The 26,268-nt window shown below is 72.5% G+C and carries 24 protein-coding genes; 3 read left to right on the top strand and 21 right to left on the bottom strand.

Annotated features, from left to right (window positions below):
* Nucleotides 1–5: 5 nt before the first annotated feature.
* The 6 genes from CXR04_RS31110 to CXR04_RS31085 form a co-directional block, all read right to left on the bottom strand.
* Entirely contained in the window at nt 6–494 is a 489-nt protein-coding gene (locus tag CXR04_RS31110; protein ID WP_101425534.1) for a DUF948 domain-containing protein, read from the bottom strand.
* A 194-nt stretch (nt 495–688) separates the two neighbouring features.
* Nucleotides 689–1,300 (bottom strand): 30S ribosomal protein S4, encoded by a 612-nt coding sequence (rpsD, locus tag CXR04_RS31105; RefSeq protein WP_101425533.1) that lies wholly within the window; start codon nt 1,298–1,300, stop codon nt 689–691.
* 162 nt (nt 1,301–1,462) lie between these two features.
* Nucleotides 1,463–2,848, bottom strand: a complete 1,386-nt coding sequence (locus CXR04_RS31100) for a replication-associated recombination protein A (protein WP_101425532.1) — start codon at nt 2,846–2,848, stop codon at nt 1,463–1,465.
* Between the two features lie 33 nt (nt 2,849–2,881).
* On the bottom strand, nt 2,882–3,523 hold the full coding sequence (locus CXR04_RS31095; RefSeq protein WP_101425531.1) for a vitamin K epoxide reductase family protein: 642 nt from the start codon (nt 3,521–3,523) through the stop codon (nt 2,882–2,884).
* Nucleotides 3,524–3,705: 182 nt separating this feature from the next.
* Nucleotides 3,706–4,992, bottom strand: a complete 1,287-nt coding sequence (gene hisS / locus CXR04_RS31090; protein ID WP_101425530.1) for a histidine--tRNA ligase — start codon at nt 4,990–4,992, stop codon at nt 3,706–3,708.
* Nucleotides 4,989–5,708 carry an MBL fold metallo-hydrolase gene (locus CXR04_RS31085; protein WP_101425529.1) on the bottom strand — a complete coding sequence of 240 codons (720 nt, stop codon included), beginning with the start codon at nt 5,706–5,708 and terminating at the stop codon, nt 4,989–4,991. The genes hisS and CXR04_RS31085 overlap by 4 nt, the downstream gene beginning before the upstream one ends.
* A 193-nt stretch (nt 5,709–5,901) precedes the next feature.
* On the opposite strand from CXR04_RS31085, the gene CXR04_RS31080 reads away from it, so the two are divergent.
* Nucleotides 5,902–6,756: a peptidylprolyl isomerase gene (locus CXR04_RS31080; protein ID WP_101425528.1), complete on the top strand. Its 855-nt coding sequence runs from the start codon at nt 5,902–5,904 to the stop codon at nt 6,754–6,756.
* Nucleotides 6,757–6,986: 230 nt separating this feature from the next.
* Nucleotides 6,987–8,216, top strand: a complete 1,230-nt coding sequence (locus CXR04_RS31075; RefSeq protein WP_101425527.1) for a DUF349 domain-containing protein — start codon at nt 6,987–6,989, stop codon at nt 8,214–8,216.
* Nucleotides 8,217–8,312: 96 nt separating this feature from the next.
* On the opposite strand, the gene CXR04_RS31070 is transcribed toward CXR04_RS31075, so the two are convergent.
* The 15 genes from CXR04_RS31070 to pgsA all read right to left on the bottom strand — a co-directional run bounded on the left by CXR04_RS31070 (nt 8,313) and on the right by pgsA (nt 23,786).
* Entirely contained in the window at nt 8,313–10,811 is a 2,499-nt protein-coding gene (locus CXR04_RS31070) for a RelA/SpoT family protein (RefSeq protein ID WP_101425526.1), read from the bottom strand.
* A gap of 171 nt (nt 10,812–10,982) precedes the next feature.
* A complete protein-coding gene (locus CXR04_RS31065) occupies nt 10,983–11,531 on the bottom strand; it encodes an adenine phosphoribosyltransferase (protein ID WP_101425525.1) in 549 nt (182 codons plus the stop codon).
* A complete protein-coding gene (gene secF, locus CXR04_RS31060; protein WP_101425524.1) occupies nt 11,528–12,730 on the bottom strand; it encodes a protein translocase subunit SecF in 1,203 nt (400 codons plus the stop codon). Before secF ends, CXR04_RS31065 begins: the two co-directional genes overlap by 4 nt.
* 1 nt (nt 12,731) lies before the next feature.
* Nucleotides 12,732–14,489 (bottom strand): protein translocase subunit SecD, encoded by a 1,758-nt coding sequence (gene secD, locus CXR04_RS31055; RefSeq protein WP_199850567.1) that lies wholly within the window; start codon nt 14,487–14,489, stop codon nt 12,732–12,734.
* 160 nt (nt 14,490–14,649) lie between these two features.
* Entirely contained in the window at nt 14,650–15,156 is a 507-nt protein-coding gene (gene yajC / locus CXR04_RS31050; RefSeq protein ID WP_199850566.1) for a preprotein translocase subunit YajC, read from the bottom strand.
* 233 nt (nt 15,157–15,389) lie between these two features.
* The gene (gene ruvB, locus CXR04_RS31045) at nt 15,390–16,433 is read right to left on the bottom strand and encodes a Holliday junction branch migration DNA helicase RuvB (RefSeq protein ID WP_101425521.1); all 1,044 of its coding nucleotides are present in this window, start codon (nt 16,431–16,433) and stop codon (nt 15,390–15,392) included.
* A 67-nt stretch (nt 16,434–16,500) separates the two neighbouring features.
* Complete coding sequence (gene ruvA, locus CXR04_RS31040) at nt 16,501–17,124, bottom strand: Holliday junction branch migration protein RuvA (RefSeq protein ID WP_101425520.1); 624 nt, start codon at nt 17,122–17,124, stop codon at nt 16,501–16,503.
* Nucleotides 17,121–17,795 (bottom strand): crossover junction endodeoxyribonuclease RuvC, encoded by a 675-nt coding sequence (gene ruvC, locus CXR04_RS31035; protein WP_101425519.1) that lies wholly within the window; start codon nt 17,793–17,795, stop codon nt 17,121–17,123. The genes ruvA and ruvC overlap by 4 nt, the downstream gene beginning before the upstream one ends.
* A gap of 123 nt (nt 17,796–17,918) precedes the next feature.
* Nucleotides 17,919–18,671 (bottom strand): YebC/PmpR family DNA-binding transcriptional regulator, encoded by a 753-nt coding sequence (locus CXR04_RS31030; protein ID WP_101425518.1) that lies wholly within the window; start codon nt 18,669–18,671, stop codon nt 17,919–17,921.
* 71 nt (nt 18,672–18,742) lie between these two features.
* Nucleotides 18,743–19,336, bottom strand: a complete 594-nt coding sequence (pdxT, locus tag CXR04_RS31025) for a pyridoxal 5'-phosphate synthase glutaminase subunit PdxT (protein ID WP_101425517.1) — start codon at nt 19,334–19,336, stop codon at nt 18,743–18,745.
* Nucleotides 19,337–19,347: 11 nt separating this feature from the next.
* Entirely contained in the window at nt 19,348–20,268 is a 921-nt protein-coding gene (gene pdxS, locus CXR04_RS31020) for a pyridoxal 5'-phosphate synthase lyase subunit PdxS (RefSeq protein ID WP_101425516.1), read from the bottom strand.
* A gap of 183 nt (nt 20,269–20,451) precedes the next feature.
* The gene (locus tag CXR04_RS31015; protein ID WP_101425515.1) at nt 20,452–21,006 is read right to left on the bottom strand and encodes a hypothetical protein; all 555 of its coding nucleotides are present in this window, start codon (nt 21,004–21,006) and stop codon (nt 20,452–20,454) included.
* A 1-nt stretch (nt 21,007) separates the two neighbouring features.
* Nucleotides 21,008–22,180 carry a glycosyltransferase family 4 protein gene (locus CXR04_RS31010; RefSeq protein WP_101425514.1) on the bottom strand — a complete coding sequence of 391 codons (1,173 nt, stop codon included), beginning with the start codon at nt 22,178–22,180 and terminating at the stop codon, nt 21,008–21,010.
* On the bottom strand, nt 22,177–23,043 hold the full coding sequence (locus CXR04_RS31005) for a phosphatidylinositol mannoside acyltransferase (RefSeq protein ID WP_234380837.1): 867 nt from the start codon (nt 23,041–23,043) through the stop codon (nt 22,177–22,179). The genes CXR04_RS31010 and CXR04_RS31005 overlap by 4 nt, the downstream gene beginning before the upstream one ends.
* 20 nt (nt 23,044–23,063) lie before the next feature.
* A complete protein-coding gene (gene pgsA / locus CXR04_RS31000) occupies nt 23,064–23,786 on the bottom strand; it encodes a phosphatidylinositol phosphate synthase (protein ID WP_101425512.1) in 723 nt (240 codons plus the stop codon).
* A 251-nt stretch (nt 23,787–24,037) separates the two neighbouring features.
* Here pgsA and CXR04_RS30995 point away from each other — a divergent pair, with 251 nt between their 5' ends.
* Nucleotides 24,038–26,236 carry an elongation factor G-like protein EF-G2 gene (locus CXR04_RS30995; protein ID WP_101425511.1) on the top strand — a complete coding sequence of 733 codons (2,199 nt, stop codon included), beginning with the start codon at nt 24,038–24,040 and terminating at the stop codon, nt 26,234–26,236.
* Nucleotides 26,237–26,268 lie beyond the last annotated feature (32 nt).

The raw sequence follows: 26,268 nt of genomic DNA, 5'->3' as shown, positions 1-26,268 counted from the left end.
GCTGCTCAGCCCTTTCTGCGCCTGGCGGAAAAGCCCCGGCGGGCGGCGGGCACCCGGGCGCCCGCGGCCCCGGCGCCCCGCGCCGCACTCGCGGCGGGCCCGCGGACCGGGCCGCCGACGATCACGTCGCCGTCGTCCGCGGCCGGGCCGCGGTTCCGGCCGAGCGCACGGCGCACCCCGTACCCGAACGCGGCCACCTTCACCAGGGGGCCGCCGAATGCGGTGGAGACGGTGGAGGACAGGGCCGAGGCGTTGGCCGTGACCTCCTGCACGTCGGAGGCGATGGCATCGACCCGGGCGAGCTGCGTGTTGGCCGAGCGGACCGTGGCGCCGGCCTCCGCGAGCAGCGGGACGGCCTCCTCGGTCACGCGCGTGACCAACTCGCCCGCCGCGCGGAGCGTGCGGGCGAGCCGGAAGAGCGCCACGGCCAGGAACGAGACCAGGATGGCCCAGAAGACGGCCACGAGGATGCCGGCCACCTCTCCACCGGACACGATGCACCGCTCCTTCAGGGCTGCTCGCCGGGCGAGTCGACGGGGTGTTGCGCTGCCAGGGCAGGCTCCGACCCTATCGCGCCGGACCGACAGCGCCGTACCGGATTAACCCCCGTGCACTGGGGAGTTGCGCGAGCGGATTGTACGTTGCGCATACTTCCGCGTACGTTCCGTGCGCCCGCGGGGCGGGGCCGTCAGCGGGCGTAGTACTCCACGACGAGCTGCTCGTCGCAGATGACGGGGATCTCGCGGCGGTTGGGCTCCCGGTCCAGCCGGAAGGCGAGCGCCGGCAGGTTGACCTCCAGGTAGCGGGGGGTCTCGCCGTCCGTCGCGTAGCCGCCCTCGCGCGCGACCTGGAACGGGTACTTCTCGCGGCTGCGCTCGCGGACCTTCACCACGTCGTCGGGGCGAACCCGGAAGGACGGCTTGTTGACCTTGCGGCCGTTGACCTCGATGTGGCCGTGGACGACCATCTGCCGGGACTGGTAGACGGTCCTGGCCAGGCCGGCGCGGAGGACCAGCGCGTCCAGCCGGCGCTCCAGCTCGACGATCAGCGCCTCACCGGTCTTGGCCTGCACCTTGCTGGCGCGCTCGTACGCCCGGACGAGCTGGCGCTCGCTGATGTCGTACTGCGCGCGCAGGCGCTGCTTTTCGAGCAGCCGTACCTTGTAGTCGCTCGTCTGCTTCCGGCCGCGGCCGTGCATGCCGGGCGGGTACGGGCGGCTCTCGAAGTACTTGGCTGCCTTCGGGGTGAGCGGGATGCCGAGGGCCCGCGACTTGCGGACCTTGGGGCGCGGCTGGTTCACGTGGTTCCGTCCTCCTCAGGAAAGTTAGGCAAGGCTTACCTTAAGCGATGTCGGCGCTTTCGCGCTCCTACCTCGAAAAACGCGCCCGCGATTTCGGGCATTCCCGGCGGCAAGGCACCGTGATCCGCATCACCAGGCGGCCGGCCGGCCGCGCACGGCGGGTCAGTCCCGCTCGTCGCCCCGGGCGGAGCCGTCCCGGCCCCCGCCCGCCAGCCGCTCCCGCACCCGCTCGACCACCTCGGCGTACCGCGCCTCCGCACCGTACCGCGTCGGCTCGTAGTACCTGCGGCCGGCGAGGGCGTCCGGGGCGTACTGCTGGGCGGCGATGGCGCCCGGTATGTCGTGCGGATACACGTACCCCTGCGCGTGCCCCAGCTTTTCCGCACCCTTGTAGTGCCCGTCCCGCAGATGCGCCGGCACCGGGCCCGCCTTCCCGGCCCGTACGTCGTCCATCGCGGCGCCGATGGCCTTCGTCACCGCGTTGGACTTCGGGGCCAGCGCGAGCGCCACCGTGGCCTGCGCCAGCGTCAGCGCCGCCTCCGGGAAGCCGATCATGGCCACCGCCTGGGCCGCCGCGACCGCCGTCTGCAGCGCCGAGGAGTCGGCGAGGCCGATGTCCTCGCTGGCGGAGATCATCAGCCGGCGGGCGATGAACCGCGGGTCCTCGCCCGCCTCGATCATGCGCGCCAGATAGTGCAGCGCCGCGTCCACGTCCGAGCCGCGCACGGACTTGATCAGGGCGCTCGCCACGTCGTAATGCTGGTCGCCGTCCCGGTCGTACGCCACGGCGGCGCGGTCCACCGCCGCCTCCAGCGTCGGCAGCGACACCTCCGCCTCGCCCTGTGCCAGCGCCGCCCCGGCCGCCGCCTCCAGCGCCGTGAGCGCCCGGCGGGCGTCGCCGCCGGCGATGCGCAGCAGGTGCTCCTCGGACTCCCCGGGCAGCGTCACGGCGCCGCCGAGGCCGCGCTCGGCGGCGACCGCCCGGCGCAGCAGCCCCCGCACGTCGTCGTCGGTGAGAGGCGCCAGGGTGAGCAGCAGCGAGCGGGAGAGCAGCGGGGAGATCACCGAGAAGTACGGGTTCTCGGTGGTGGCCGCGATCAGCGTCACCCAGCGGTTCTCCACCGCGGGCAGCAGCGAGTCCTGCTGGGCCTTGCTGAAGCGGTGGATCTCGTCGAGGAAGAGGACCGTCTCCTTGCCGTACCCCCCGGCGGCGCGGCGGGCGCCCTCGATGACCGCGCGGACCTCCTTGACGCCCGCGGTGATCGCGGACAGCTCCACGAAGCGCTTCTGGGTGGCCTGGCTGACCACGTACGCCAAAGTCGTCTTGCCCGTGCCGGGCGGGCCCCACAGCAGCACGGACGCCGGGCCCGCCGGGCCGCCGGCGCCCTCGCCGACGAGCCGGCGCAGCGGCGCGCCGGGCTTGAGCAGGTGCTGCTGGCCCACGACCTCGTCGAGGCTGCGCGGGCGCATCCGGACGGCCAGCGGGGAGCTGCCGGGATCCTTCTCCTGGCGCTCCTCGGCCGCTGCGGTGAACAGGTCGGGCTCCACGCTTCCGACCCTATGCCACCGGACTGACAGCGCTCAAAGGAGCGTCTTCCAGTACGACCACCAGCGGATGCCGATCAGGATGAGCAGAATCCCGTACCAGAGGACGGGCACCACCCAGTTGAACTCCAGCACCGTCTCGCGCACCCGCGCCGAGACCGGGAAGACGCCGGTCTTGACGTTGTGCACGGTGGTGTACCAGAAGATCAGGATCGTCACCGCCCAGACCAGCGAGCACCACAGGCACAGCGAGCCGATCTTGTACAGCGACGAGTACTGGAGGAAGGTGACGAAGCCGACCCCGAAGAGGGAGCCCGCCCACAGCCCGGTCCACCACCACCGGCGGTGCGTGGCGCCGGACAGCAGGCCGACGCCGATCACGACGAGCATCGGGAAGGCGATCCAGCCGACGAACGGGTTCGGGAACCCGAACACCGTCGCCTGCCAGCTCTTCATGATGTTGTTGCACGACAGGACGGGGTTCAGACTGCAGGCCGAGACGTAGTTCGGGTCCTCCAGCAGCTTCATCTTGTCGTGCGTGATCACCGCGGACGCGACCAGACCCAGCACGCCGCCGATCACCAGCAGCCAGGCGAACGGTCGGCCCGACCCGATCAGTCCGGAATCGGGCGGGTCCTCGTGCTGGGACGGGGCCGTTCTCGTTGCGGTCGTGGTCATCTCTGCTTCCGTGGGCTCGGCTCGGTGGCGGCAGTTCATTGTGCCGCAACCCAGGGCGATCGGGCACCGGTGCACCGGTGATCGGCCGGTGACCCTCCGGCCATCCACCGGCAGGGGTCAACGATGCCCGACCGCGCATTCGACCGGCGTAAATCCACCCGTCACCGCGCCACCCGCGGGGGTCAGGCCAGCAGCTTCCGCAGCTCGCCGACGACCTCGGCCAGCCCGACCGCCCGCTGCTCGCCGCTGCCCAGGTCCTTGAGCTGCACCACGCCCTCGCCGAGGTCCCGCTCCCCCGCCACCAGCGCGAAGCGCGCGCCGGAGCGGTCGGCGGACTTCATCGCGTTCTTCAGGCCCTTGCCGCCGAACGCGAAGTCCGCCGCGACCCCGGCCCTGCGCAGCTCGGTGACCACCCCGAAGAGCGTCCTGCGGGCCTGCTCGCCGAGCGCCGCCGCGTACACGTCGGTGGTCGCGGGCAGGTCCAGCGCCACGCCCTCGGCCTCCAGCGCCAGCACCGTGCGGTCCACGCCCAGCGCCCAGCCCACCGAGGGCAGCGCGGGGCCGCCGATCATCTCCGACAGCCCGTCGTAGCGGCCGCCACCGCCGATGGCGGACTGCGCGCCGAGGCCGTCGTGGATGAACTCGAAGGTGGTGCGCGTGTAGTAGTCGAGGCCGCGGACCAGCCGGGGGTCGTCCTCGTACGCGACGCCCGCGGCGGTCAGCAGCTCGCGGACCTGCTCGTGGTACGCCTTGCACGCCTCGCACAGGTGGTCGCGCATCAGCGGCGCGGCGTCGAGCTGGGCCCTGACCTCGGGGCGCTTGTCGTCGAGCACCCGCAGCGGGTTGATCTCGATCCGCTCGCGGGTGGGCTCGTCGAGGTCGAGGCCGCGCAGGAAGTCCTGGAGCGCGGTCCGGTACGCGGGCCGGCACTCCTGGTCACCGAGCGAGTTGAGCAGCAGCCGGAAGCCGGTCAGCCCCAGCGCGCGGTAGCCGTCGACGGCCAGGACGATCAACTCGGCGTCCAGCGCCGGGTCCTCGGTGCCGATGGCCTCGGCGCCGACCTGGGAGAAGTGCCGGTAACGGCCCTTCTGCGGGCGCTCGTAGCGGTAGTACGAACCGGAGTACCAGAGTTTGACCGGGAGGTTGCCCTGCTTGTGCAGGTTGCTCTCCAGCGCCGCGCGCAGCACGGACGCGGTGCCCTCGGGGCGCAGCGCCAGCTCGTCGCCGCCCTTGGTGATGAGGGTGTACATCTCCTTGGTCACGATGTCGGTGGACTCGCCGACGCCGCGGGCGAAGAGCCGCACGTCCTCGAAGCCGGGGGTCTCGACGTAGCCGTAGCCGGCACGGCGCACGGGCGCGGCGAACGCCTCGCGGACGGCGAGGTAGGCCGCGGAGCGCGGCGGGATCAGGTCGTAGGTGCCCTTGGGGGCCTTGAAGGCCGGTGAAGTGCTCACGGAGGGTGTCGTCACATTCGTCGTTGGTGGCGGAGCGGGGCGGCCGGGCCGCCCGCCCGGCCGGCGGCCAGCTCCTGCAGGAAGGGGTTGCCGACGCGCTCGCGTCCGATGGTGGTCTGGGGGCCGTGCCCGGGGAGCACCACGGTCGAGTCGTCGAGCGGCAGGCACACGCGGGCCAGCGACTCCAGGATCTCGGCGCTGTCGCCGCCGGGCAGGTCGGTGCGGCCGATGGAGCCGGCGAAGAGCAGGTCGCCCGAGAAGAGGACCTGCGGCACATCCTGCTGCTCGGGCAGCCGGAAGGTCACCGACCCCTTGGTATGGCCCGGCGCGTGCGCGACCGTGAGGCTCAGCCCGGCCAGCTCCAGCTCGGCGCCGTCGGCGAGCTCGGCCACGTCGTCCGGCTCGCCCACGGTCAGGTCGCCGAGCAGCGGCGCCCCGACGGCCATGCCGAGCGCCTTCTCCGGGTCGGCGAGCATGTACCGGTCGGCGGGGTGGATCCAGGCGGGCACGTCGTGGGCGCCGCAGACGGGGATCACCGAGGCGACGTGGTCGAGGTGCCCGTGGGTGAGCACCACTGCGACCGGCTTCAGCCGGTGCTTGGCGACGGCCTCCGCGACGCCGTCCGCCGCCCGGTGCCCGGGGTCGACGATCACGCACTCCTCCCCGGCGGCCGGGGCGAGGAGATAACAGTTGGTGCCCCATGCGCCCGCGGGGAACCCGGCAATGAGCACGATCGTCCTTCACCTGTCGGATCTCGTCGGATGTGTGCCGCCGCCGGGAGCCGCACGGCCGGCGGCGGCCCCGGAATTGCGGCCGTACCGAGACTACCGGCGCTCCTCATCCGGCAGCGAATCGATATACGGTACGGCACACGGAATTCCGGTCCACGAACGCGTGTGGCAGCGACTTGAGGGAGAAGACGCGGTGGTCAGCAGGGACCAGCGGAGGCGGCAGCTCGCCCGGGACAAGTACGAGCGGCAGCAGCGCAGGCGCGCCGACCGCAGAAAGCACAACCGGAAGCTCGCGGCGATCATCGCCGCCCCGCTCGTGGTGGTGATCACCGCCGTCACGGTCGCGGCGGCCACGGGCTTCGGGTCGGACGACGACGACAAGAAGAAGGACGACGCCGCGGCGCCCAGCGCGAGCCCGGAGAAGGCGCACGACCCCTGCGGCAAGCCGGAGAAGGGCAAGCCGTCGGACAAGACGTGGAAGAAGGAGCCGAAGCTCGGCATCGACGACTCGGCGACGTACACGATGACGCTGTCGACCACCTGTGGCGACATCGGCATCGAGATGGACGCGGGCAAGGCGCCGCACACGGTGAACAACATGCGCTTCCTCGCCGACGAGGGCTACTTCGACCACAGCCCGTGCCACCGGCTGACCGGTCAGGAGTCCGGCATCTTCGTGCTGCAGTGCGGCGACCCGGCCGGCACCGGCCAGGGCGGCCCCGGCTACACGATCCCGGACGAGAACCTCAAGGACAAGGCGGTCAAGGGCGGGACGTACCCCGCGGGCACCGTGGCGATGGCCAACACCGGTCAGAAGGACTCCGGCGGCAGCCAGTTCTTCCTCGTCTACCAGGACAGCCCGCTGCCCCCGAACTACACGCCGTTCGGTCAGCTCACCGACGAGGGCACGGCCACGGTCAAGACCATCGCCGAGGCCGGCGCGCAGCCGCAGGACCCGCAGACGGGCAACACCGCCCCGAACGCGACGGTGGTCATCGACAAGGCGACCGTCACCGAGGGCACCAAGGAGCAGGAGACCGACCGCTGAGCCACGGCCGGCCCCGCGTCGTTACGGGATTGGTCTCGCGCGGGATGCGGACAGCCGGCCCGCCGTTCGCCTATGTTGGCGTTGTGCAGGTGCGGGGGTGCCGGCGGCAGTCGCTTTCGCCCGCCGCCGGATCGGCCGGATCCGGTACCCCATCCCCTTTCCGGCCGCAGACAACTGTGGAAGACGCCGCCGGGCTGCCGGGCCCGCGGGGCGTCATGTGAGGAGGCGCTGTGAGCAGCGACCCATGGGGCCGGGTCGACGAGACGGGCACCGTGTACGTGCGTACCGCCGACGGCGAACGAGTCGTCGGCTCCTGGCAGGCGGGCTCGGCCGAGGAGGCGCTCGCCTACTTCAAGCGCAAGTACGAGGGCCTGGTCGTGGAGATCGGCCTCCTCGAGCGCCGGGTGCAGACCACCGACCTGTCCACCAAGGACGCCAGCACCGCCATCGAGCACCTGCGCGCGCAGGTCTCGGAGGCGCACGCGGTCGGTGACCTGGAGGCGCTGACGGCGCGGCTCGACCGGCTGGTGGAGGCCGTCGGCGCCCGTCAGGAGGAGCGCAAGGCGGCCAAGAACAAGCACCAGCAGGAGGTGCGCGAGTCCAAGGAGGCGGTGGTCGCCGAGGCGGAGGAGCTGGCGCAGAGCGAGCAGTGGCGCGCGGCCGGCGAGCGGCTGCGGGAGCTGGTGGAGACCTGGAAGGGTCTGCCGCGGCTGGACCGCAGGAGCGACGACGAGCTGTGGCACCGCTTCAGCCACGCGCGCTCGGCGTTCTCCAAGCGCCGCAAGGCGCACTTCGCGTCGCTCGACGCCCAGCGCGAGGAGGCCAGGCGGCGCAAGGAGAAGCTGGTGGAGGAGGCGGAGGCGCTCTCCGGCTCCCGCGAGTGGGGGCCGACGGCCGCCCGCTACCGCGAGCTGATGGCGGACTGGAAGGCCGCCGGCCGTGCGCAGCGCGACCAGGAGGAGGACCTGTGGTCCCGCTTCCGCGGCGCGCAGGACGTCTTCTTCCAGGCCCGCAGCGAGGTCTTCGCCGAGCGCGACCACGAGCAGCGCGAGAACCTGACGCGCAAGGAGGAGCTGGTGGCGGAGGCGGAGAAGCTGCTGCCGGTCACCGACCTCAAGTCCGCCAGGGGCGCCTTCCGCTCGATCAACGAGCGGTGGGAGGCCATCGGGCACGTGCCGCGGGACGCCCGGACGAAGATCGAGGCCCGGATGCACGCCGTGGAGCGGTCCATCGGCGAGGCGGAGGAGGCCGAGTGGCGCCGTACGAACCCGGAGGCGCGGGCGCGCGCCGAGGGGCTGACGGGGCAGTTGCAGGACGCCGTCGACAAGCTGCACCGGCAGATCGAGCAGGCGCGGGCGCAGGGCAACGCGGCCAAGGCCGACAAGCTGGCCCGTGAGCTGGAGGGCCGGCAGGCGCTGCTCGACCAGGCGCTCAAGGGCCTGCGGGAGTTCGGCGGCTGAGAGGGCCGGGAAGGCTGACACCAGCCGGTACGTGACCGGGCCCCCGCCGTGCGGCGGGGGCCCGGTCGCGTACGGGCACGGTGGCGGCGGGTGCGCTCAGTTGTTCCGGGCGGAGGTGACGCGGTACACGTCGTAGACGCCCTCCACCTTCCGTACGGCCTTCAGTACGTGCCCCAGGTGCTTCGGGTCGCCCATCTCGAACGTGAAGCGCGAGGTGGCCACCCGGTCGCGGGAGGTCTGCACGGCGGCGGACAGGATGTTCACGTGCTGGTCGGACAGCACCCTGGTGACGTCCGAGAGCAGCCGGGAGCGGTCCAGCGCCTCCACCTGGATGGCGACGAGGAAGACCGACGACTGCGTCGGCGCCCACTCCACCTCGATGATCCGCTCGGGCTGCTGCGACAGCGACTCGACGTTGACGCAGTCGGCACGGTGCACGGAGACGCCCTTGCCGCGGGTGACGAAGCCGATGATCGGGTCTCCGGGCACCGGCGTACAGCAGCGGGAGAGCTTGACCCACACGTCGTCGACGCCCTTGACGATCACGCCGGGGTCGTTGACCGCCCGGCGCTTGCGGGTCTTGCCGTGCAGTGGCGGCGCGGTCTCCTCGATGTCCTCGGTGGCCGCCTCCTCGCCGCCGAGCGCCTGGACCAGCTTCTGCACCACGTTCTGCGCGGAGATGTGACCCTCGCCGATCGCCGCGTAGAGCGCGGAGATGTCGGGGTAGCGCATCTCGTGCGCGATGGTGACCAGCGAGTCGCCGGTGAGGATCCGCTGGATCGGCAGGTTCTGCTTGCGCATCGCCCGCGCGATGGCGTCCTTGCCCTGCTCGATGGCCTCGTCCCGGCGCTCCTTGGAGAACCAGGCACGGATCTTGTTGCGCGCGCGGGGCGACTTGACGAAGTTCAGCCAGTCCCGGGAGGGGCCCGCGCCGGCCGCCTTGGAGGTGAACACCTCGACGGTGTCGCCGTTGTCGAGCGCGGACTCCAGCGATACGAGCCGGCCGCCGACCCGCGCTCCTATGGTCTTGTGCCCGACCTCGGTGTGCACCGCGTACGCGAAGTCGACGGGCGTCGCGCCGGCGGGCAGGGCGATCACGTCGCCCTTGGGCGTGAAGACGAAGACCTCGTTGCGGGACAGGTCGAAGCGCAGCGCGTCCAGGAACTCGCCGGGGTCCTCGGTCTCCTTCTGCCAGTCGATCAACTGCCGCAGCCAGGCCATGTCGTTGACCTGCTCGGACTTACTGCCCCTGCGGGTGCCGGCGCCCTGCTGGCGGGCGGCGCCGCCGGTCGCCTCCTGCTTGTACTTCCAGTGCGCGGCGATGCCGTACTCGGCGCGGCGGTGCATGTCGAACGTGCGGAGCTGCAGTTCGACGGGCTTGCCCTCGGGTCCGATGACCGTCGTGTGCAGCGACTGGTACATGTTGAACTTGGGCATCGCGATGTAGTCCTTGAACCGTCCGGGGACGGGGTTCCACCGCGCGTGGATGGTGCCCAGCGCCGCGTAGCAGTCGCGGACCGAGTCGACGAGGACGCGGATGCCCACCAGGTCGTAGATCTCGGCGAAGTCGCGGCCGCGCACGATCATCTTCTGGTAGACGCTGTAGTAGTGCTTCGGGCGGCCGGTGACGGTCGCCTTGATCCGGGCGCTGCGCAGATCCTGCTGCACCTCGTCGATGACGACGGCCAGGTACTCGTCCCGCTTCGGGGCGCGCTCGGCGACCAGGCGGACGATCTCGTCGTACATCTTCGGGTAGAGGATCGCGAAGGCGAGGTCCTCCAGCTCCCACTTGATGGTGTTCATGCCCAGCCGGTGGGCCAGCGGCGCGTAGATCTCCAGCGTCTCGCGCGCCTTCTGCTCCTGCTTCTCGCGGCGCAGGTAGCGCATCGTGCGCATGTTGTGCAGCCGGTCGGCGAGCTTGATCACCAGGACCCGGGGGTCCTTGGCCATGGCGACGACCATCTTGCGTACGGTCTCCGCCTGCGCGGCCTCGCCGAACTTGACCTTGTCCAGCTTGGTGACGCCGTCGACCAGCAGCGTGACCTGGTCGCCGAAGTCGCGGCGCAGGTCCTCGAGCCCGTACTCGGTGTCCTCCACCGTGTCGTGCAGCAGCCCCGCCATCAGCGTGGCCGGGTCCATGCCCAGCTCGGCCAGGATCGTGGTGACGGCCAGGGGGTGGGTGATGTACGGGTCGCCGCTCTTGCGCTTCTGGCCGCGGTGCCAGCGCTCCGCGACCTGGAAGGCGCGCTCTATCTGGCGCAGCGTCGAGGAGTCGGCCTTCGGGTCGTTTCCGCGCACTATCCGCAGCAGCGGCTCCAGGACCGGGTTGTACGGGCTCTGCCGCTGTACGCCGAGGCGCGCCAGCCGGGCGCGCACGCGGCTCGGGGAGCCGCCGCGGCCGGCCTGCCCGCCGCCGTGGCCCGAGGCGGGCTCGACGCGCGCCGGAGTGGCCGGCTGCGTCCGCCCTTCCGGCGGCGCGGTCCGGCGTCCCGAGCCGTTCTCGGCGGCCCGGGCGGGCAGCGGGCGGTCCTCCGCGCCGGACTGCCGCTGCTTCTCGGGCGGGGCGGCGGTGGACCGATGAGCCTCGTCTGGCAAGAGCACTCCTTGACGGTGGACGGCCCACGGGGAGATCCCCGGAACTGCCATGGTATCTGCCGTCGCGCCCTCACCACCCGGCAACCGCCTGACCAGGCCCCTGACCGGGCAGAACGCCGACCGGGCAGGCTCTCCGGAGGAGCCGGGGGCCCGGGCGGCCCCCGGGTCGGCTCAGACGGTGACGAGCGCGTCCAGCGGAGCCCCGGCGAGCGCCTGCTCAACCCGCGCCCGGCCGGCCAGGAAGCCCAGCTCCAGCAGCACGGCCACGCCGGTGACGGTGCCGCCGGCCCGCCGGATGAGCTGCACCGACGCCTCCGCGGTGCCACCGGTGGCCAGCACGTCGTCGATGACGAGCACGCGGTCGCCGGACTGCACGGCGTCGGCGTGTATCTCGATCTCCGCCGTGCCGTACTCCAGGTCGTACGCCTGCCCGAGGGTGGCGCCCGGGAGCTTGCCCGCCTTGCGCACGGGCACGAAGCCGATCCCCGCGCGCACCGCGACCGGCGCGCCCAGGATGAAGCCGCGCGCCTCCAGGCCGACGACCTTCTGCGCACCCTGCTCCCGGCAGACCTCCGTCAGCGCGTCCGTGAGCACGGCGAACGCCTTCGCGTCGGCCAGCAGCGGGGTGATGTCCTTGAACATCACGCCCGGCTGCGGGTAGTCCGGCACGTCCTGGATCCGGCTGAGCAGCAGCTCCCTGGTCCCCTCGGGCACGCTCACCGGCGCTTGCCTCCCGACCGGCCGCCGCGGCTGCCGGAGGGGCGGCCCCGGCCGCGCTGCCGGGACACCGGCTGCTGCCGGCGGCCCTCGCCGCGCGGGGGCCCGACGACGCCCTGGCCCGCGGGCTGGGGGGCACGGGGGTCGTCCCCGGGCTCGTCGTCCTCGACGGCCGCCGCGTCCGGGCCGTCCTCGTGGCCGGCCGTCCCCTTCTCGCCGCGGGCGGCGGACCGGGCGTCGGAGGCGCGCCGGGCGGCGACCCGCTTGTTGTGGGCCTGTATGGCGGGGTCGCGCTCCTTGAAGTCGACCACCAGCGGGGTGGCGATGAAGATCGAGGAGTACGCGCCGGCCGCGAGGCCGACGAACAGCGACAGCGCGATGTCGTTGAGCATGCCGCCGCCGAGCACGCCGCCGCCGATGAACAGCAGGCCGGCGACCGGCAGCAGGGCCACGACGGAGGTGTTGATGGAGCGGACGAGCGTGCCGTTGAGGCTGCGGTTGGCCGCCTCGCGGTAGGTGAAGCCCGTCTGTCTGGTGATGTCCTTCGTGCTCTCCTTGAGCCCGTCGAAGACCACCACCGTGTCGTACAGCGAGTAACCGAGGATGGTCAGCAGACCGATGACCGTGCCCGGGGTGACTTCGAAGCCGACGATCGTGTAGACGCCGACCGTGATCGTCAGGTCGTGGATCAGCGCGACGAGCGCCGCGAACGCCATGCGCCACTCGAAGGCGATGGCGAGGTAGATCACCACCAGGACCATGAAGATCGCCAGGCCCTGCCACGCCTTGTTCGCGATCTGCTCGCCCCAACTGGGCCCGACGAGCTGGTCGTTGATGTCCGCGGCGTCGACGTTCAGCTCTTCGGCGAGCGCCGTCTTGACCTTGTCGGACTGCTGCGTCTCGATGCTGCTGACCTGGATACGGAGCTTCCCGCTGCCCAGTTCCTGGACGATCGCCTGGTGCCCCGAGGCATCCTCGGCGATCTCCTGGGCCTGCGAGACCGAGGTCTCGGTCTTCGGGGTGGTGAAGACCGCACCGCCCTCGAACTCGATGCCCATGTTCAGGCCGCGGATGAAGAAGCCGGCGATCGCGATGATCGTGATGAGGACGGAGACGCCGTACCAGAGGAACCGCTTGGCGACGAAGTCGTAGCCGGCCTCACCGCGGTAGAGGCGGGCGCCGAGGGTGCCGAGGCGCGACATCTCAGACCTCCTTCGGGTTGACGGGACCGGCGGTGCGCGGGCGGCCGCGCAGCGGTGGCGTGGCTCCCAGCCGTTTGGGATCGAGCCCGGACCAGGGATGGCCGCTGGCGAAGAACCGCTTGCGGGCCAGGATGGTCATGACCGGCTTGGTGAAGAGGAAGACCACGACGACGTCGAGGAGCGTGGTCAGGCCCAGGGTGAAGGCGAAGCCCTGCACCTTGCCGACGGTGACCGCGAAGAGCACGGCCGCGGCCAGGAAGGACACGAAGTCGGACACCAGGATGGTGCGCCGGGCCCGCGGCCAGCCGCGCGCCACGGCGGGGCGCAGCGTGCGGCCCTCGCGGATCTCGTCGCGGATGCGTTCGAAGTACACGATGAACGAGTCCGCCGTGATGCCGATCGCCACGATCGCGCCGCAGACCGCCGGGAGGTTCAGCGCGAAGCCGATGCCGGGGCCGAGCAGGGCCATGATCGTGTACGTGAGGGCGGCGGAGACCATGAGGCTGACGACGGCCACCAGGGCCAGCCCGCGGTAGTACGCGACGAGGTAGATGATCACCAGCGCCAGACCGACGGCGCCGGCGATGAGGCCCGCCTGGAGCTGCTCGTTGCCGAGGGCCGGCGAGACGGTGGTGACCTCGGACTCCTCGAAGGACAGCGGCAGGGCACCGTACGACAGGACGTTGGCCAGTTCCTCGGCCGACTCCTGGTTGAAGCTGCCGGAGATCTGCGCCCGGCCGCCGGTGATCGACTCGTCGACGGAGGGCGCGGAGACGACCTCGCCGTCGAGCTCGATGGCGAACTGGTTGTTCGGCGGGGCCTGGCCGGCGAGGGTGCCGGTGACATCGGCGAACTTGTCGGAGCCCTTGCCGTTGAACTCGAGCTGCACGATCCAGCCGGAGCCCTGCTGGGCGTCGTACGTGGCGGAGGCGTCGTCGACGTCCGTGCCCTCGACCTCGGCCGGGCCGAGCGCGTACTTGTACGCGCCCTCGCTGTCGCACGCGACGACGGTGTCGGTCGGCTTGGCGTTCTCACCGATCTTGGTGCGCTCCTCGACGTTGGAGCAGTCCAGCGCGTCCAGCTTCTTCTGCACGTCGGCGGAGACCTGCCCGGTGGGCGCCTGCTCGGCCGGGGGCGTCTCGGCGGGCGGCGCCTGCGACTCGGTCGGGCTGGGCGAGCCGTCGGCCTGGGCGAGGCCCTCGGACAGCGCGCGGCCCTGCTCGGTGGCGCCGTCGCTCGCCTTGTCGGAGGCGCTCTCGGACGGTGACGGCGAGGAGGAGGCGTCCTTGCCCTTGTCCTTCTCCTTGCCCCCGGACTCCGAGGCGCTGGGCGAAGGCGCCGGCTGCTCGTTCGCCACGTACGACAGCACGGGGCGGAAGAAGAGCCGCGCGGTGGTGCCCACCTGCTCGCGCGCCGACTTCTGGTCGGTGCCCTTGGGGATGTTGACGATGATGTGCCGGTCGCCCTGGGTCTGGACCTCCGCCTCCTGCACCCCGAGGCCGTTGACGCGGCGCTCGATGATGTTGACGGCGGTATCCATATTGGTGGAGTTGATCGCGTTCTCGCTGCCCGGCTGGGACTTGGCCTCCAGCGTGATGCTGGTGCCGCCGGCGAGGTCGATACCGAGGCGCGGGGTGGTGTGCCCGGAAAGGAACATTCCACCGGTGAGCGCGGCGATCGCGGTCAGGATCAGCAGCAGGGGGCGCCAGGGCCTGCCGTGAGATCCCTGGGACCTGCGGCCCGTTTTGGGTGCTGCCACCTTCTCGATTCTCCTGTCCAGACACCGCGCGGCGGGGCTCGTCGCGCGGTCACGAAGTGTAGCCCCGCGGTGCCGCGAGGCGAAAAGTGACCGGTCCCCCGTTCACCGCGGCCGGCGGCGCCTCCGCACCAGGTGCGGGGCCGCCGCCGAAGGGCCGCGGTCACTTCGCGGCGGAGCCGCCGTTCTTCTTTTCGTCCTCGTCGGTGGTGTCCGCGGCCCCGGCGTCGCCTTCGGCGTCGTCGGCCGCGTCCTTCTTGTCGAGGTCGATACGGTCCGAGGTCTCCCTGCGGTCCTCGGCGTCCTCGTCACCGGCGTCGCCGTCGGCGGAGCCGGTCAGCGAGGAGGCGTCGTCGGGCGCCGAAACGTCCTCGTCGTCGAACTCCGGGGCGCCGTGGACGATGCGGTTGTATTCGGCGTCGTCCAGGACGGCGCCGATGGAGTTCTTCGCGTAGATCGCGTGTACTCCGGGGGCCACCTCCAGAAGGATGGTGTCCTCGTGGACCTCCTTGACCGTGGCGTACATACCGCCGATGGTCCGCACGCCGCTGCCCGGCTGCAATTGGTCCCGCATGTTCGTCATCTGGCGCTGCTTGTTCTTTGCCGAGCGGGTCATCAGGAACATCGCCCCGATGAGCACGATGAACGGCAAGAGAATCGTGATATCCACGGTGTCCGGGTTTCCTTCGTAGGACCGCGTTCGCCACGGCCTCGTTCTGGGGGGCGGGGGTGCCCTCCGGTTCCGGAAGGCGTCGGCGGAGTCTAAGCGAGTTCCGCCGTGTGAACAACGCCCAGCATGTCACCCGGGTTCCGTAACCGGCGACTCCCCGCGCCGCCGCGGTATCCGCCGGGGCACCCGCGCCGCCGGGTCCCCGCCACGCCGCGGCGGGCGCGGCGGGGCGCTCAGAACGCGGTCTGCTGCAGGCCGCCGCCCGGCTGCGGGGGCGGGATGCCCAGGTGGGCCCAGGCCGCCGGGGTGGCGACGCGGCCGCGGGGCGTACGGGCCAGCAGCCCTTCGCGTACGAGGAAGGGCTCGGCGACCTCCTCGACGGTCTCCCGCTCCTCCCCCACCGCCACGGCCAGCGTGGACAGCCCGACGGGGCCGCCGGAGAAGAGCTTGAGCAGGGCGCCGAGCACGGCGCGGTCGAGGCGGTCCAGGCCGCGGTCGTCGACCTCGTAGACCTCCAGGCCGCGGGCGGCGATCTCGCGCGTGATCACGCCGTCGGCCTTGACCTGGGCGTAGTCCCGCACCCGGCGCAGCAGGCGGTTCGCGATGCGGGGGGTGCCGCGGGAGCGGCCGGCGATCTCGGCGGCGCCGGCGGCGTCCACGGAGACGTCGAGGAGGTGGGCGGAGCGGTGCAGGACGCGCTCCAGCTCGGCCGGGGAGTAGAACTCCATGTGCCCGGTGAAGCCGAAGCGGTCGCGCAGCGGCGGGGGCAGCAGCCCGGCCCGGGTGGTGGCGCCGACCAGGGTGAAGGGGGGCAGCTCCAGCGGGATGGCGGTGGCGCCGGGGCCCTTGCCGACGATGACGTCGACGCGCAGGTCCTCCATCGCCATGTAGAGCATCTCCTCGGCGGGGCGGGACATGCGGTGCAGCTCGTCGAGGAAGAGCACCTCGCCCTCCTGGAGGGAGGAGAGGATCGCGGCGAGGTCGCCGGCGTGCTGGATGGCGGGGCCCGAGGTGATGCGGATCGGGGCGGCCATCTCGGCGGCGACGATCATCGCGAGGGTGGTCTTGCCCAGCCCGGGGGCGCCGGAGAGCAGCACGTGGTCGGCGGCGCCGCCGCGCTGGCGGGCGGCGCGCAGCACCAGGTCGAGCTGCTCGCGCACCCGCTCCTGGCCGACGAACTCGGCCAGGTCCTTGGGGCGCAGCGCCGTCTCCACCGCCCGGTCGTCGGCGTCGGCGGCCGAGTCCACCAGCCGCGGGTCGGCGTCCTCCCAGGTCATCGTGGATCCGTCCGTCGTGGTTCGGTTGCTGTCGCGGTTCGTCGTACGCGCCGGGGGCCGGGCGCCGTCATCGGGCGCGGTTCAGGGTCTGCAGGGCGGCACGCAGCAACTGCGGCAGCGGCGGGGGCGCGGCGCCGTTCTCCTCCGCCTGCGGGGCGACGGCGGTGACGGCCTCGTCGGCCTCGCGCGGCGCGTACCCCAGGCCGGTGAGGGCGGCGTGCAACTGCTCGCGCCAGCCGGCGGCCGCGGCGGCGCCAGCCTGCCTGCCGACGAGGCCGCTGCTGCCCAGCGGCTCGCCGAGCCGGTCCTTCAGCTCCAGCAGCAGCTTCTGCGCGCCTTTCTTGCCGATGCCGGGGACGGCCGTCAGCGTCTTCTCGTCGCCGGTGGAGACGGCGAGGCGGAGGGCGTCGGGGCGGTGCACGGCGAGCATGGCCTGGGCCAGCCGCGGGCCGACGCCGCTGGCGGTCTGCAGCAGCTCGAAGACCTGGCGCTCGTCGTCGTCGGCGAAGCCGTAGAGGGTGAGGGAGTCCTCCCGGACGACGAGGGAGGTGGCCAGCCGGGCGTCCTTGCCGACGCGCAGCGTGGACAGGGTGTCGGGCGTGCACTGCACGGCCATGCCGATGCCGCCCACCTCGATGACCGCGGCGTCGGGGGCGAGGGCGGCGACGGGGCCGCTGACGAAGGCAATCATGCGGGGTCTCTCCGGATCTCGCGGTCCCGGGGCTCCGGGCGGTCCTGGCCCGCGCGGCCTGCGCGCGGTGCGCCCTGGCCGGCGGCGCCCCGGTCGGCCGGGCGGGCGGTGCGCCGCACGCCGGGGGCGGCGGCGCGGGCGGCCGTCGCGGCGCGCGCGGGTGCGCCGGCGGCACGCGCGCGCAGCAGGCGGTCCTGGGCGGGGGCGCGCCACAGGTGGCAGATGGCCAGCGCCAGGGCGTCGGCGGCGTCGGCCGGCCTGGGCAGGGCGTCGAGCCGCAGCAGCCGGGTGACCATGGCGCCGACCTGCGCCTTGTCGGCCCGGCCCGAGCCGGTGACAGCGGCCTTGACCTCGCTGGGGGTGTGCAGCGCGACGGGCAGGCCGCGGCGGGCGGCGCAGAGGATGGCGACGGCGCTGGCCTGAGCGGTGCCCATCACCGTGCGTACGTTGTGCTGGCTGAAGACCCGCTCGACGGCGACGGCCTCGGGCCGCTGCACGTCCAGCCACTCCTCGATGCCGCGCTCGATGAGCAGCAGCCGCTCGGGGGTGGGGGCGTCGGACGGGGTGCGTACGACCCCGACGGCGACCATCCGCAGCGCCCGGCCCGCCGCTCCGTCCACGACGCCCACGCCGCACCTCGTGAGCCCCGGGTCCACTCCGAGCACCCGCACCGGCCGCCCCCTCTCGTCTGCCCGCGTACGTGTGTGCAGGCTACCGGCCGGCACCGACAGCGCAGCCGAAGGGCCCGCCGGATGTCGCCATCCTGCGGGCCCCTCACGGCGTACGCGTGCGGCTCAGGCGGAAGCCTTCTCCATGACCTCGTCGGAGACGTCGAAGTTGGCGAAGACGTTCTGGACGTCGTCGCTGTCCTCCAGGGCGTCGATGAGCCGGAAGATCTTGCGGGCGCCCTCCTCGTCCAGCTCCACCTGCATGGTGGGGACGAAATTGGCCTCGGCCGAGTCGTAGTCGATCCCGGCGTCCTGCAGCGCGGTGCGGACCGCGACCATGTCGCCGGCCTCGCTGAGCACCTCGAAGGACTCGCCCAGGTCGTTGACCTCCTCGGCGCCGGCGTCCAGCACCGCGGCCAGCACGTCGTCCTCGCCCAGCCCGCCCTTGGGGACGATCACCACGCCCTTGCGGTTGAACAGGTACGACACGGAGCCGGGGTCGGCCATGGAGCCGCCGTTGCGCGTCATGGCTACCCGGACGTCGGAGGCGGCGCGGTTGCGGTTGTCCGTCAGGCACTCGATGAGCACGGCCACGCCGTTGGGGCCGTAGCCCTCGTACATGATCGTCTCGTACTCGGCGCCGCCCGCTTCGAGACCGGCGCCGCGCTTGACGGCGCTGTCGATGTTCTTGTTCGGGACGGACTGCTTCTTGGCCTTCTGGATCGCGTCGTACAGCGTGGGATTTCCGTCGGGGTCGGCACCCCCCTGCCGCGCCGCGACCTCGACGTTCTTGATCAGCTTGGCGAAGAGCTTTCCTCGCTTGGCATCGATCACGGCCTTCTTGTGCTTGGTGGTTGCCCACTTAGAGTGGCCGGACACAGCCCCGCTCCATTCCGCGTTCCGCGCATTCGACTAACCGGCAACGAACTCGTCGATCCTACCGGGGCCGGTCAGGCGGCCCGGCGCACCATATCCGCGAAGAGAGCGTGCACGCGGTGGTCGCCGGTGAGTTCGGGATGGAACGACGTCGCCAGCAGCGGACCCTGCCGGACGGCGACGGGATGCCCGCCGGCCTCCGCCAGCCGCTCCACCCGGGCGCCGGTGGACTCCACCCACGGCGCCCGGATGAACACGCCGTGCACCGGGCCGCCGGGGACACCGGCCACCTCCAGCGGCACCTCGAACGACTCGTTCTGCCGGCCGAAGGCGTTGCGGCGCACGATCATGTCGATACCGCCGACGGTCTCCTGCCCGGAGCGCGGGTCGAGGATCTTGTCGGCCAGCATGATCATGCCGGCGCAGGAGCCGTACGCGGGCATCCCCGCCCGCACCCGCTCGCGCAGCGGCTCCAGCAGCCCGAAGGCGACCGCGAGCTTGGACATCGTGGTGGACTCGCCACCGGGGATGACCAGGCCGGAGACCTCCGCCAGCTCCGCCGGCCTGCGGACCGGCACGGCGTGCGCACCGGCCGCTTCGAGGGCGGCCAGGTGCTCGCGTACGTCGCCCTGGAGGGCGAGGACGCCGATGGCGGGGGCGGTGCCCATGGCTGCCGACCTCACCAGCCCCGGCCGGCGTAGCGCTCGGCGTCGTCCAGGGTGTCGAGGTTGATGCCGACCATGGCCTCGCCGAGGTTGCGGGAGGCGTCCGCGACGACCTTCGGGTCGTCGTAGAAGGTGGTGGCCTTGACGATGGCGGCGGCGCGCTTGGCCGGGTCGCCGGACTTGAAGATGCCGGAGCCGACGAAGACGCCCTCGGCGCCGAGCTGGCGCATCAGCGCGGCGTCGGCGGGGGTGGCGACGCCGCCCGCGGAGAAGAGCACGACGGGCAGCTTGCCGAGCTTCGCGACCTCGGCGACCACCTCGTACGGGGCCCGCAGCTCCTTGGCGGCGGCGTACAGCTCGTGGCTGTCCAGGCCGCGCAGGGCGCCGATCTCGTTCTTGATCTGGCGCAGGTGGCGGACCGCCTCGACGACGTTCCCGGTGCCGGCCTCGCCCTTGGAGCGGATCATGGCGGCGCCCTCGGCGATCCGGCGCAGGGCCTCGCCGAGGTTGGTGGCGCCGCAGACGAAGGGGGTGGTGAAGGCCCACTTGTCGGAGTGGTTGACCTCGTCGGCGGGGGTGAGCACCTCGGACTCGTCGATGTAGTCGACGCCGAGCGCCTGGAGGATCTGGGCCTCCACGAAGTGGCCGATGCGGGACTTGGCCATCACGGGGATGGAGACGGCCTCGATGATGCCCTCGATCATGTCGGGGTCCGACATGCGCGCCACGCCGCCGTCCTTGCGGATGTCGGCGGGCACCCGCTCCAGGGCCATCACCGCGACGGCACCCGCGTCCTCGGCGATCTTCGCCTGCTCGGGGGTGACGACGTCCATGATCACGCCGCCCTTGAGCTGCTCGGCCATGCCGCGCTTGACGCGTGCGGTGCCGGTCTCGGGAGCCGACGACTGGGGGGCGGAGCTGGGCGTGCTGGACACGGTGGAACCTCGCTCGGTGATGGGTGCGGTCTGGATGTGTGGGTGGCGTACGGTGCGCTGCTTCCATCGTAAACACGTTCGGACACGGGGCCGAACGCGCGCCACCGTCAAGGAAACCCCAGGCGGGAGGGGTCGGGAAAGAGCCAATCGGCAAGCTGTGGCCGCCCAGCCGGCGGCGGGGGGTCAGCCCGCGGGGGCGCGGTCGGTCAGCGCCGGCGGCGGCTCGTCGTCCATCTCGACCGCCAGCGGGAACGGCGCGTGCCCGGCCAGCCGGAACCAGCGCACCTTGCGGTGCCGGCGCAGCGCCCGCGCCGCCCGTACCGCGTCGTTGTGGAAGCGCCGCGCCATCGGCACCCGCCGCGCGGCCTCCGCCAGCTCGTGTACGGCCTCCTCCCCGCCCGGCGCCCCGCGTACCGCCTCCACCTGCTCCGGCGCCTCGAAGACCGCCCGCAGCGCCTGGCTCAGCTCGCTCTCGGCGACCTCACGCTGGTCCTCCTCCGCCTGCCGGGCGGCGTGCGCGGCCTCGTAGAGCACGATCGAGGCGGCCGGGTCGAGCACGCCGCTGGTGGCCAGCTCCTGCGCCACCGAGGCGCGGCGCAGCAGTTGGGCGTCGAGGGCCGCCTTGGCGGCGTCGATGCGGGTGTGCAGCCGGTCGAGCCGGCCGGCGGTCCAGCTCAGATAGACGCCGATCAGGCAGAGCCCGACGGCGCAGAGCAGCAGGGTCAGGGCGGTCGACACGTCATGCCTCCCGGTCGCGGGTGGGGCCGAAGCGGGCCGCCCAGCGGCCGGCGCGCTCGTCCTCCGCCACCGACGCGGCGCCCTGGGTCACCGTCTCGTAGACCGCCAGGATGTCCGCGCCGACCGTCGACCAGTCGAAGCGCTGTACGTGCCGGCTGCCGCGCTCGCGCAGCTCGGCCCGGCGGGCGCCGTCCAGCAGCAGCCCGGCCGCCCGCTCGGCCAGGTCCCCGGCGTCCCCGCCGGCGAACACCTCGCCCGCCGTGCCGCCGTCCAGCACCTGCACGAAGGCGTCGAGGTCGGCGGCGAGCACCGGCGCGCCCGCGGACATCGCCTCGACGAGGATGATGCCGAACGACTCGCCCCCGGTGTTCGGCGCGACGTACAGGTCGACGCTGCGCAGCAGCCGCGCCTTGTCCTCGTCGCTGACCATGCCGAGGAACTCCACCCGCTCGCGCACCTCGGGCGCCAGGTGCCCGGCGACCTCGGCCGGGTCGCCGCGCCCGGCGACCAGCAGGCGGGCGTCCGGCACCCGCTCCAGGATCCGCGGGAACGCCTCCATCAGCACCGGCAGCCCCTTGCGCGGCTCGTCGATCCGGCCGATGAAGCCCAGCGTGCGGCCCTGCCACTCGGCCTTGGGCCCGGCCCCGGCGAAGAAGGAGACGTCGACGCCGTTGGGGATGACGACGGCGTCGCCGCCCAGGTGCTCGACCAGGGTGCGGCGCGCGTACTCGCTGACCGCGATGCGCGCGCTGATCTTCTCCAGCGCGGACTGCAGGATCGGGTACGCGGCGATCATGCCGCGCGAGCGCGGGCTCGACATGTGGAACGTGGCGACGATCGGCCCCTTCGCCGCCCAGACGGCCAGCAGGGCGAGCGACGGCGCGGCCGGCTCGTGGATGTGCAGCACGTCGAAGTCGCCGTCGCGCACCCAGCGGCGCACCCGGGCGGCGGACAGGAAACCGAAGTTGATGCGCGCCACGGATCCGTTGTACGGCACGGGGACGGCACGGCCGGCCCCCACGACGTACTCCGGCAGCGGGGTGTCGTCGTCCGCGGGCGCGAGGACGGAGACCTCGTGGCCGGCGGCGCGCAGGTGCTCGGCCAGGTCCCGGACGTGGAACTGCACCCCGCCGGGCGCCTCCCAGGAGTACGGGCAGACGATCCCGACCCTCACCGCGACTCCAGGTCCGCCAGCCAGAAGCGCTGCAGCATGTGCCAGTCCTCCGGGTGCTCGGCGATACCGGCGGCGAAGTCGTCGGCCATCGCCTGCGTCATGACGGCGGTCTTCTCGGCGCGGGTGCCGGTCGCGGGCACCTCGACGGGGGCGTGCACCTTCCCTTGCAGGACGGGAGAGTCGTCGTACCAGAGCGTGACGGGCAGCAGCAGCGCGCCGGTCTGCTGGGCGAGCAGCGCGGGTCCCGCGGGCATCCGGGCGGCGGAGCCGAAGAAGTCCACCTCGACGCCGGTGGCCGACAGGTCGCGGTCGGCGACCAGGCACACGAGACCGCCGCTGCGCAGCCGCCTGGCGAGGATGCCGAAGGCGCTCGCGCCGCCGTGCGCCAGCACCTCCATCCCCAGGCTCTCGCGGTAGGCGACGAAGCGGTCGTACAGCGACTCCGGCTTCAGCCGCTCCTGCACGGTGGTGAAGGGGACCCCCAGCTTGGTGGTGACCCAGGCGCCCGCCAGGTCCCAGTTGCCCATGTGCGGCAGCGCGAGGATCACGCCGGTGTCACCGGCGAGGCCGTCCTTGAGGAAGTGCACATCCTGGGGGTGGAAGCCGTCGCGGACGCGCTGCCTGCTCCAGGCCGGCAGCCGGAAGGACTCCATCCAGTAGCGCATGTACGAGCGCATGCCGGCCCGGCTGAGCGCGGCCAGCCGCTCGGGCCCGGCGTCCGGGACGACGCGGGCGAGATTCGACGTCAGCCGCCGTACGCCCTTGCCGTCGCGGCGCCAGGCGGTGTCGGCGATGCGCCTGCCGAGGGCGGCGGCGGCGGGCTCGGGCAGCCGTTTCACGGCGGCCCAGCCCAGGCCGTACATCCCGTCGGTCAGGCGCTCCTTCACGTGCTCTCCTGGTCCGCCGGCGCGGTCTCGGCCTCGGCTTCCGGGGGCGGGCCGCCGCGCGGCGCGGGCGGCGGCAGCGGGTCGACGGCGTCCTTCTCCGCCGCCTCCCGGTGCACGGTCACCATCCGCTGGAAGAGCGTGACGGCGCTGCCCGCGGCGACCGCCCACAGCGCGATCGGCAGCAGGAGGTCGATGTGCGGGATGCCGAAGGTGCGCTCCATGCCCGCGAAGCCGGCGAGCACCAGGGTGATCACCAGCCGGTCGGCGCGCTCCATCAGGCCGTTGACCTTCACCGGCAGCCCGATGCTCTCGCCGCGGGCCTTCGTGTACGAGACGACCTGGCCGCCGGCGAGGCAGAAGATCGCCACCGCGCACAGCACGAGGTCGTCGCCGCCGCCCGCGTACCAGAGCGCGATGCCGCCGAAGACGGCGGAGTCCGCGGCCCGGTCGAGCGTCGAGTCCAGGAATGCGCCCCAGCGGCTGGAGCGGCCGGACTGGCGGGCCATGGTGCCGTCGATCAGGTCGGAGAAGACGAAGAGGGTGATGATCACCGTGCCCCAGAAGAACTCCCCGCGCGGGAAGAAGGCCAAGGCGCCCGCCATCACCCCGAGGGTGCCCACGAAGGTGACGGTGTCGGGGCTCACGCCACGACGCAGCAGCATCGCGGCGATTGGCGCGAAGACACGCGTGAAGATCGCACGCGCGTACTTGTTCAGCATGGCCGTCCCAGGGTCGCCGGTCGGCGGGCCCCCGCGGCTGGCCGGGGGACACGTCGGTGGAAGTCGCTCAAGGTAGCGCAGCCATCGTAGCCAGCGCCCCGGCGGGGGCGCGCGGGCCGTACGCCCCTGACCGGCCGGGCCGTACGCACGTCCGGCCGGTCGCCGTTTCCGAAGCCGTCCGTGCTATGGACGGGGTCTGACCGCGGTGCAAAGCTCGAATGCACCGCACGTGTCAGACGGAGGCGAGACACATGGGTGACAAGGCAAACGCACACCCCGGAGCCGCCGGCAGGGCAGCGGCGGCCGCCCGGCCCTCCGACATTCGGAACGTGGCGCTGGTCGGCCATAGCGGATCCGGTAAGACGACGCTGGTGGAGGCGCTGGCGCTGACCACGAAGGCGCTCACCCGGGCCGGCCGGGTCGAGGACGGCGGCTGCGTATCCGACTACGACGAGATCGAACAGCGCCAGCAACGCTCGGTGCAGCTCTCGCTGGTCCCGGTGGAATGGGACGGCATCAAGATCAATCTGTTGGACACCCCCGGCTACGCGGACTTCGTCGGGGAGCTACGGGCCGGTCTGCGCGCCGCGGACGCGGCCCTCTTCGTCGTCTCGGCCGCGGACGGCGTGGACGGCGCGACCCGGATGCTGTGGGACGAGTGCGCGGCGGTCGGGATGCCGCGGGCGATCGTCGTCACGCATCTGGACGCCGCCAGAGCCGACTTCGACCAGATGACGGAGACCTGCCGGGAGGCGTTCGGCGGCGACGACCCCGACGCCGTGCTGCCGCTGTACCTGCCGCTGCTCGGCGAGCAGGCGGCGGACGGCCATTCACCCGTCCGCGGGCTGATCGGCCTGCTCACGCAGCGCGTCTTCGACTACACCTCCGGCGCCCGCGAGGAAAGACCGCCTCGCGAGGAGGAGCTGCCGCTGATCGAGGAGGCGCGCAACCGGCTCATCGAGGGCATCATCTCCGAGAGCGAGGACGAGTCCCTCATGGAGCGCTACCTCGGCGGCGAGGACGTCGAGGTCAAGACGCTCGTGCAGGACCTGGAGAAGGCCGTCGCGCGCGGGGTGTTCCACCCGGTGCTGGCCGCCGCGCCCGCCGTGGACGGCGGCACGCAGGGTCTCGGCACGGTCGAGTTGCTGGAGCTGATCACCGGCGGCTTCCCCACCCCGCCGGAGCGCCGGATCCCCGACGTGACCACCGTGCGCGGCGAGGAGCGCGCGGGGCTGGCCTGCGACCCGGCCGGACCGCTGGCCGCCGAGGTGGTCAGGACGTCCTCGGACCCGTACATCGGCAGGCTGTCACTGCTGCGCATCTTCTCCGGCACGCTGCGCCCCGACCAGACGGTGCACGTCTCGGGGCACGGCATGGAGGACCGCGGCCACGAGGACCACGACACCGACGAGCGGATCGGCTCGCTGACCGCCCCGTTCGGCAAGCTCCAGCGCCCGCTGGACGCGGCGATCGCCGGCGACATCGCCTGCGTCGGCAAGCTGAACGGCGCGGAGACCGGTGACACGGTCTCGGCCAAGGACGAGCCGCTGCTGATGGCGCCCTGGGTGATGCCCGACCCGCTGCTGCCGGTGGCCATCGAGGCGCACACCAAGCAGGACGAGGACAAGCTGTCGCAGGGCCTGGCGCGGCTGTGCGCAGAGGATCCGACCATGCGGCTGGAGCAGAACGCCTCGACCCGGCAGTTGGTGCTCTGGTGCCTGGGCGAGGCGCACCGCGACGTGGCGCTGGAGCGGCTGCGCACGCGGTACGGCGTGCAGGTCGACTCGGTGGACCACAAGGTGTCGCTGCGCGAGACGTTCTCGGGCCGGTCGGCGGCGCGCGGGCGGCACGTCAAGCAGTCCGGCGGCCACGGGCAGTACGCCATCTGCGAGATCGAGGTCGAGCCGCTGCCGGAGGGCGCGGGCATCGAGTTCGTGGACAAGGTGGTCGGCGGCGCGGTGCCGCGGCAGTTCATCCCGTCGGTGGAGAAGGGCGTACGCGGCCAGGCGGTCAAGGGCGTGGCCACCGGCTATCCGCTGGTCGACGTGCGGATCACGCTCGTCGACGGCAAGGCGCACTCGGTGGACTCCTCCGACGCCGCGTTCCAGACGGCGGGCGCGCTGGCGCTGCGGGAGGCCGCGGCGCAGGTGCAGATCCATCTGCTGGAGCCGGTCGCCGAGATCGGCGTGCTCGTCGCGGACGAGTACGTGGGCCCGGTGATGAGCGACCTGTCCGGGCGGCGCGGCCGGGTGGTCGGCACCGAGCAGGCGGGCGGCGGCCGGACGCTGGTGCGCGCGGAGGTGCCGGAGTTCGAGATCGGCAGGTACGCGGTGGATCTGCGCTCCCTGTCGCACGGCACCGGCCGGTTCGACCGCTCGTATGCCAGACACGAGCCGATGCCGCAGCAGTTGGCGGCGAAGATCCGTGATCGGCAGGCCCGCGACGGTTGACCGCGGCTAGGCTGGGGCACATTGGTGGTCGG

Source organism: Streptomyces sp. CMB-StM0423 (assembly GCF_002847285.1).
In the GTDB taxonomy this organism is placed as follows: domain Bacteria; phylum Actinomycetota; class Actinomycetes; order Streptomycetales; family Streptomycetaceae; genus Streptomyces.
This window is presented reverse-complemented; position numbering and strand designations above follow the sequence as displayed.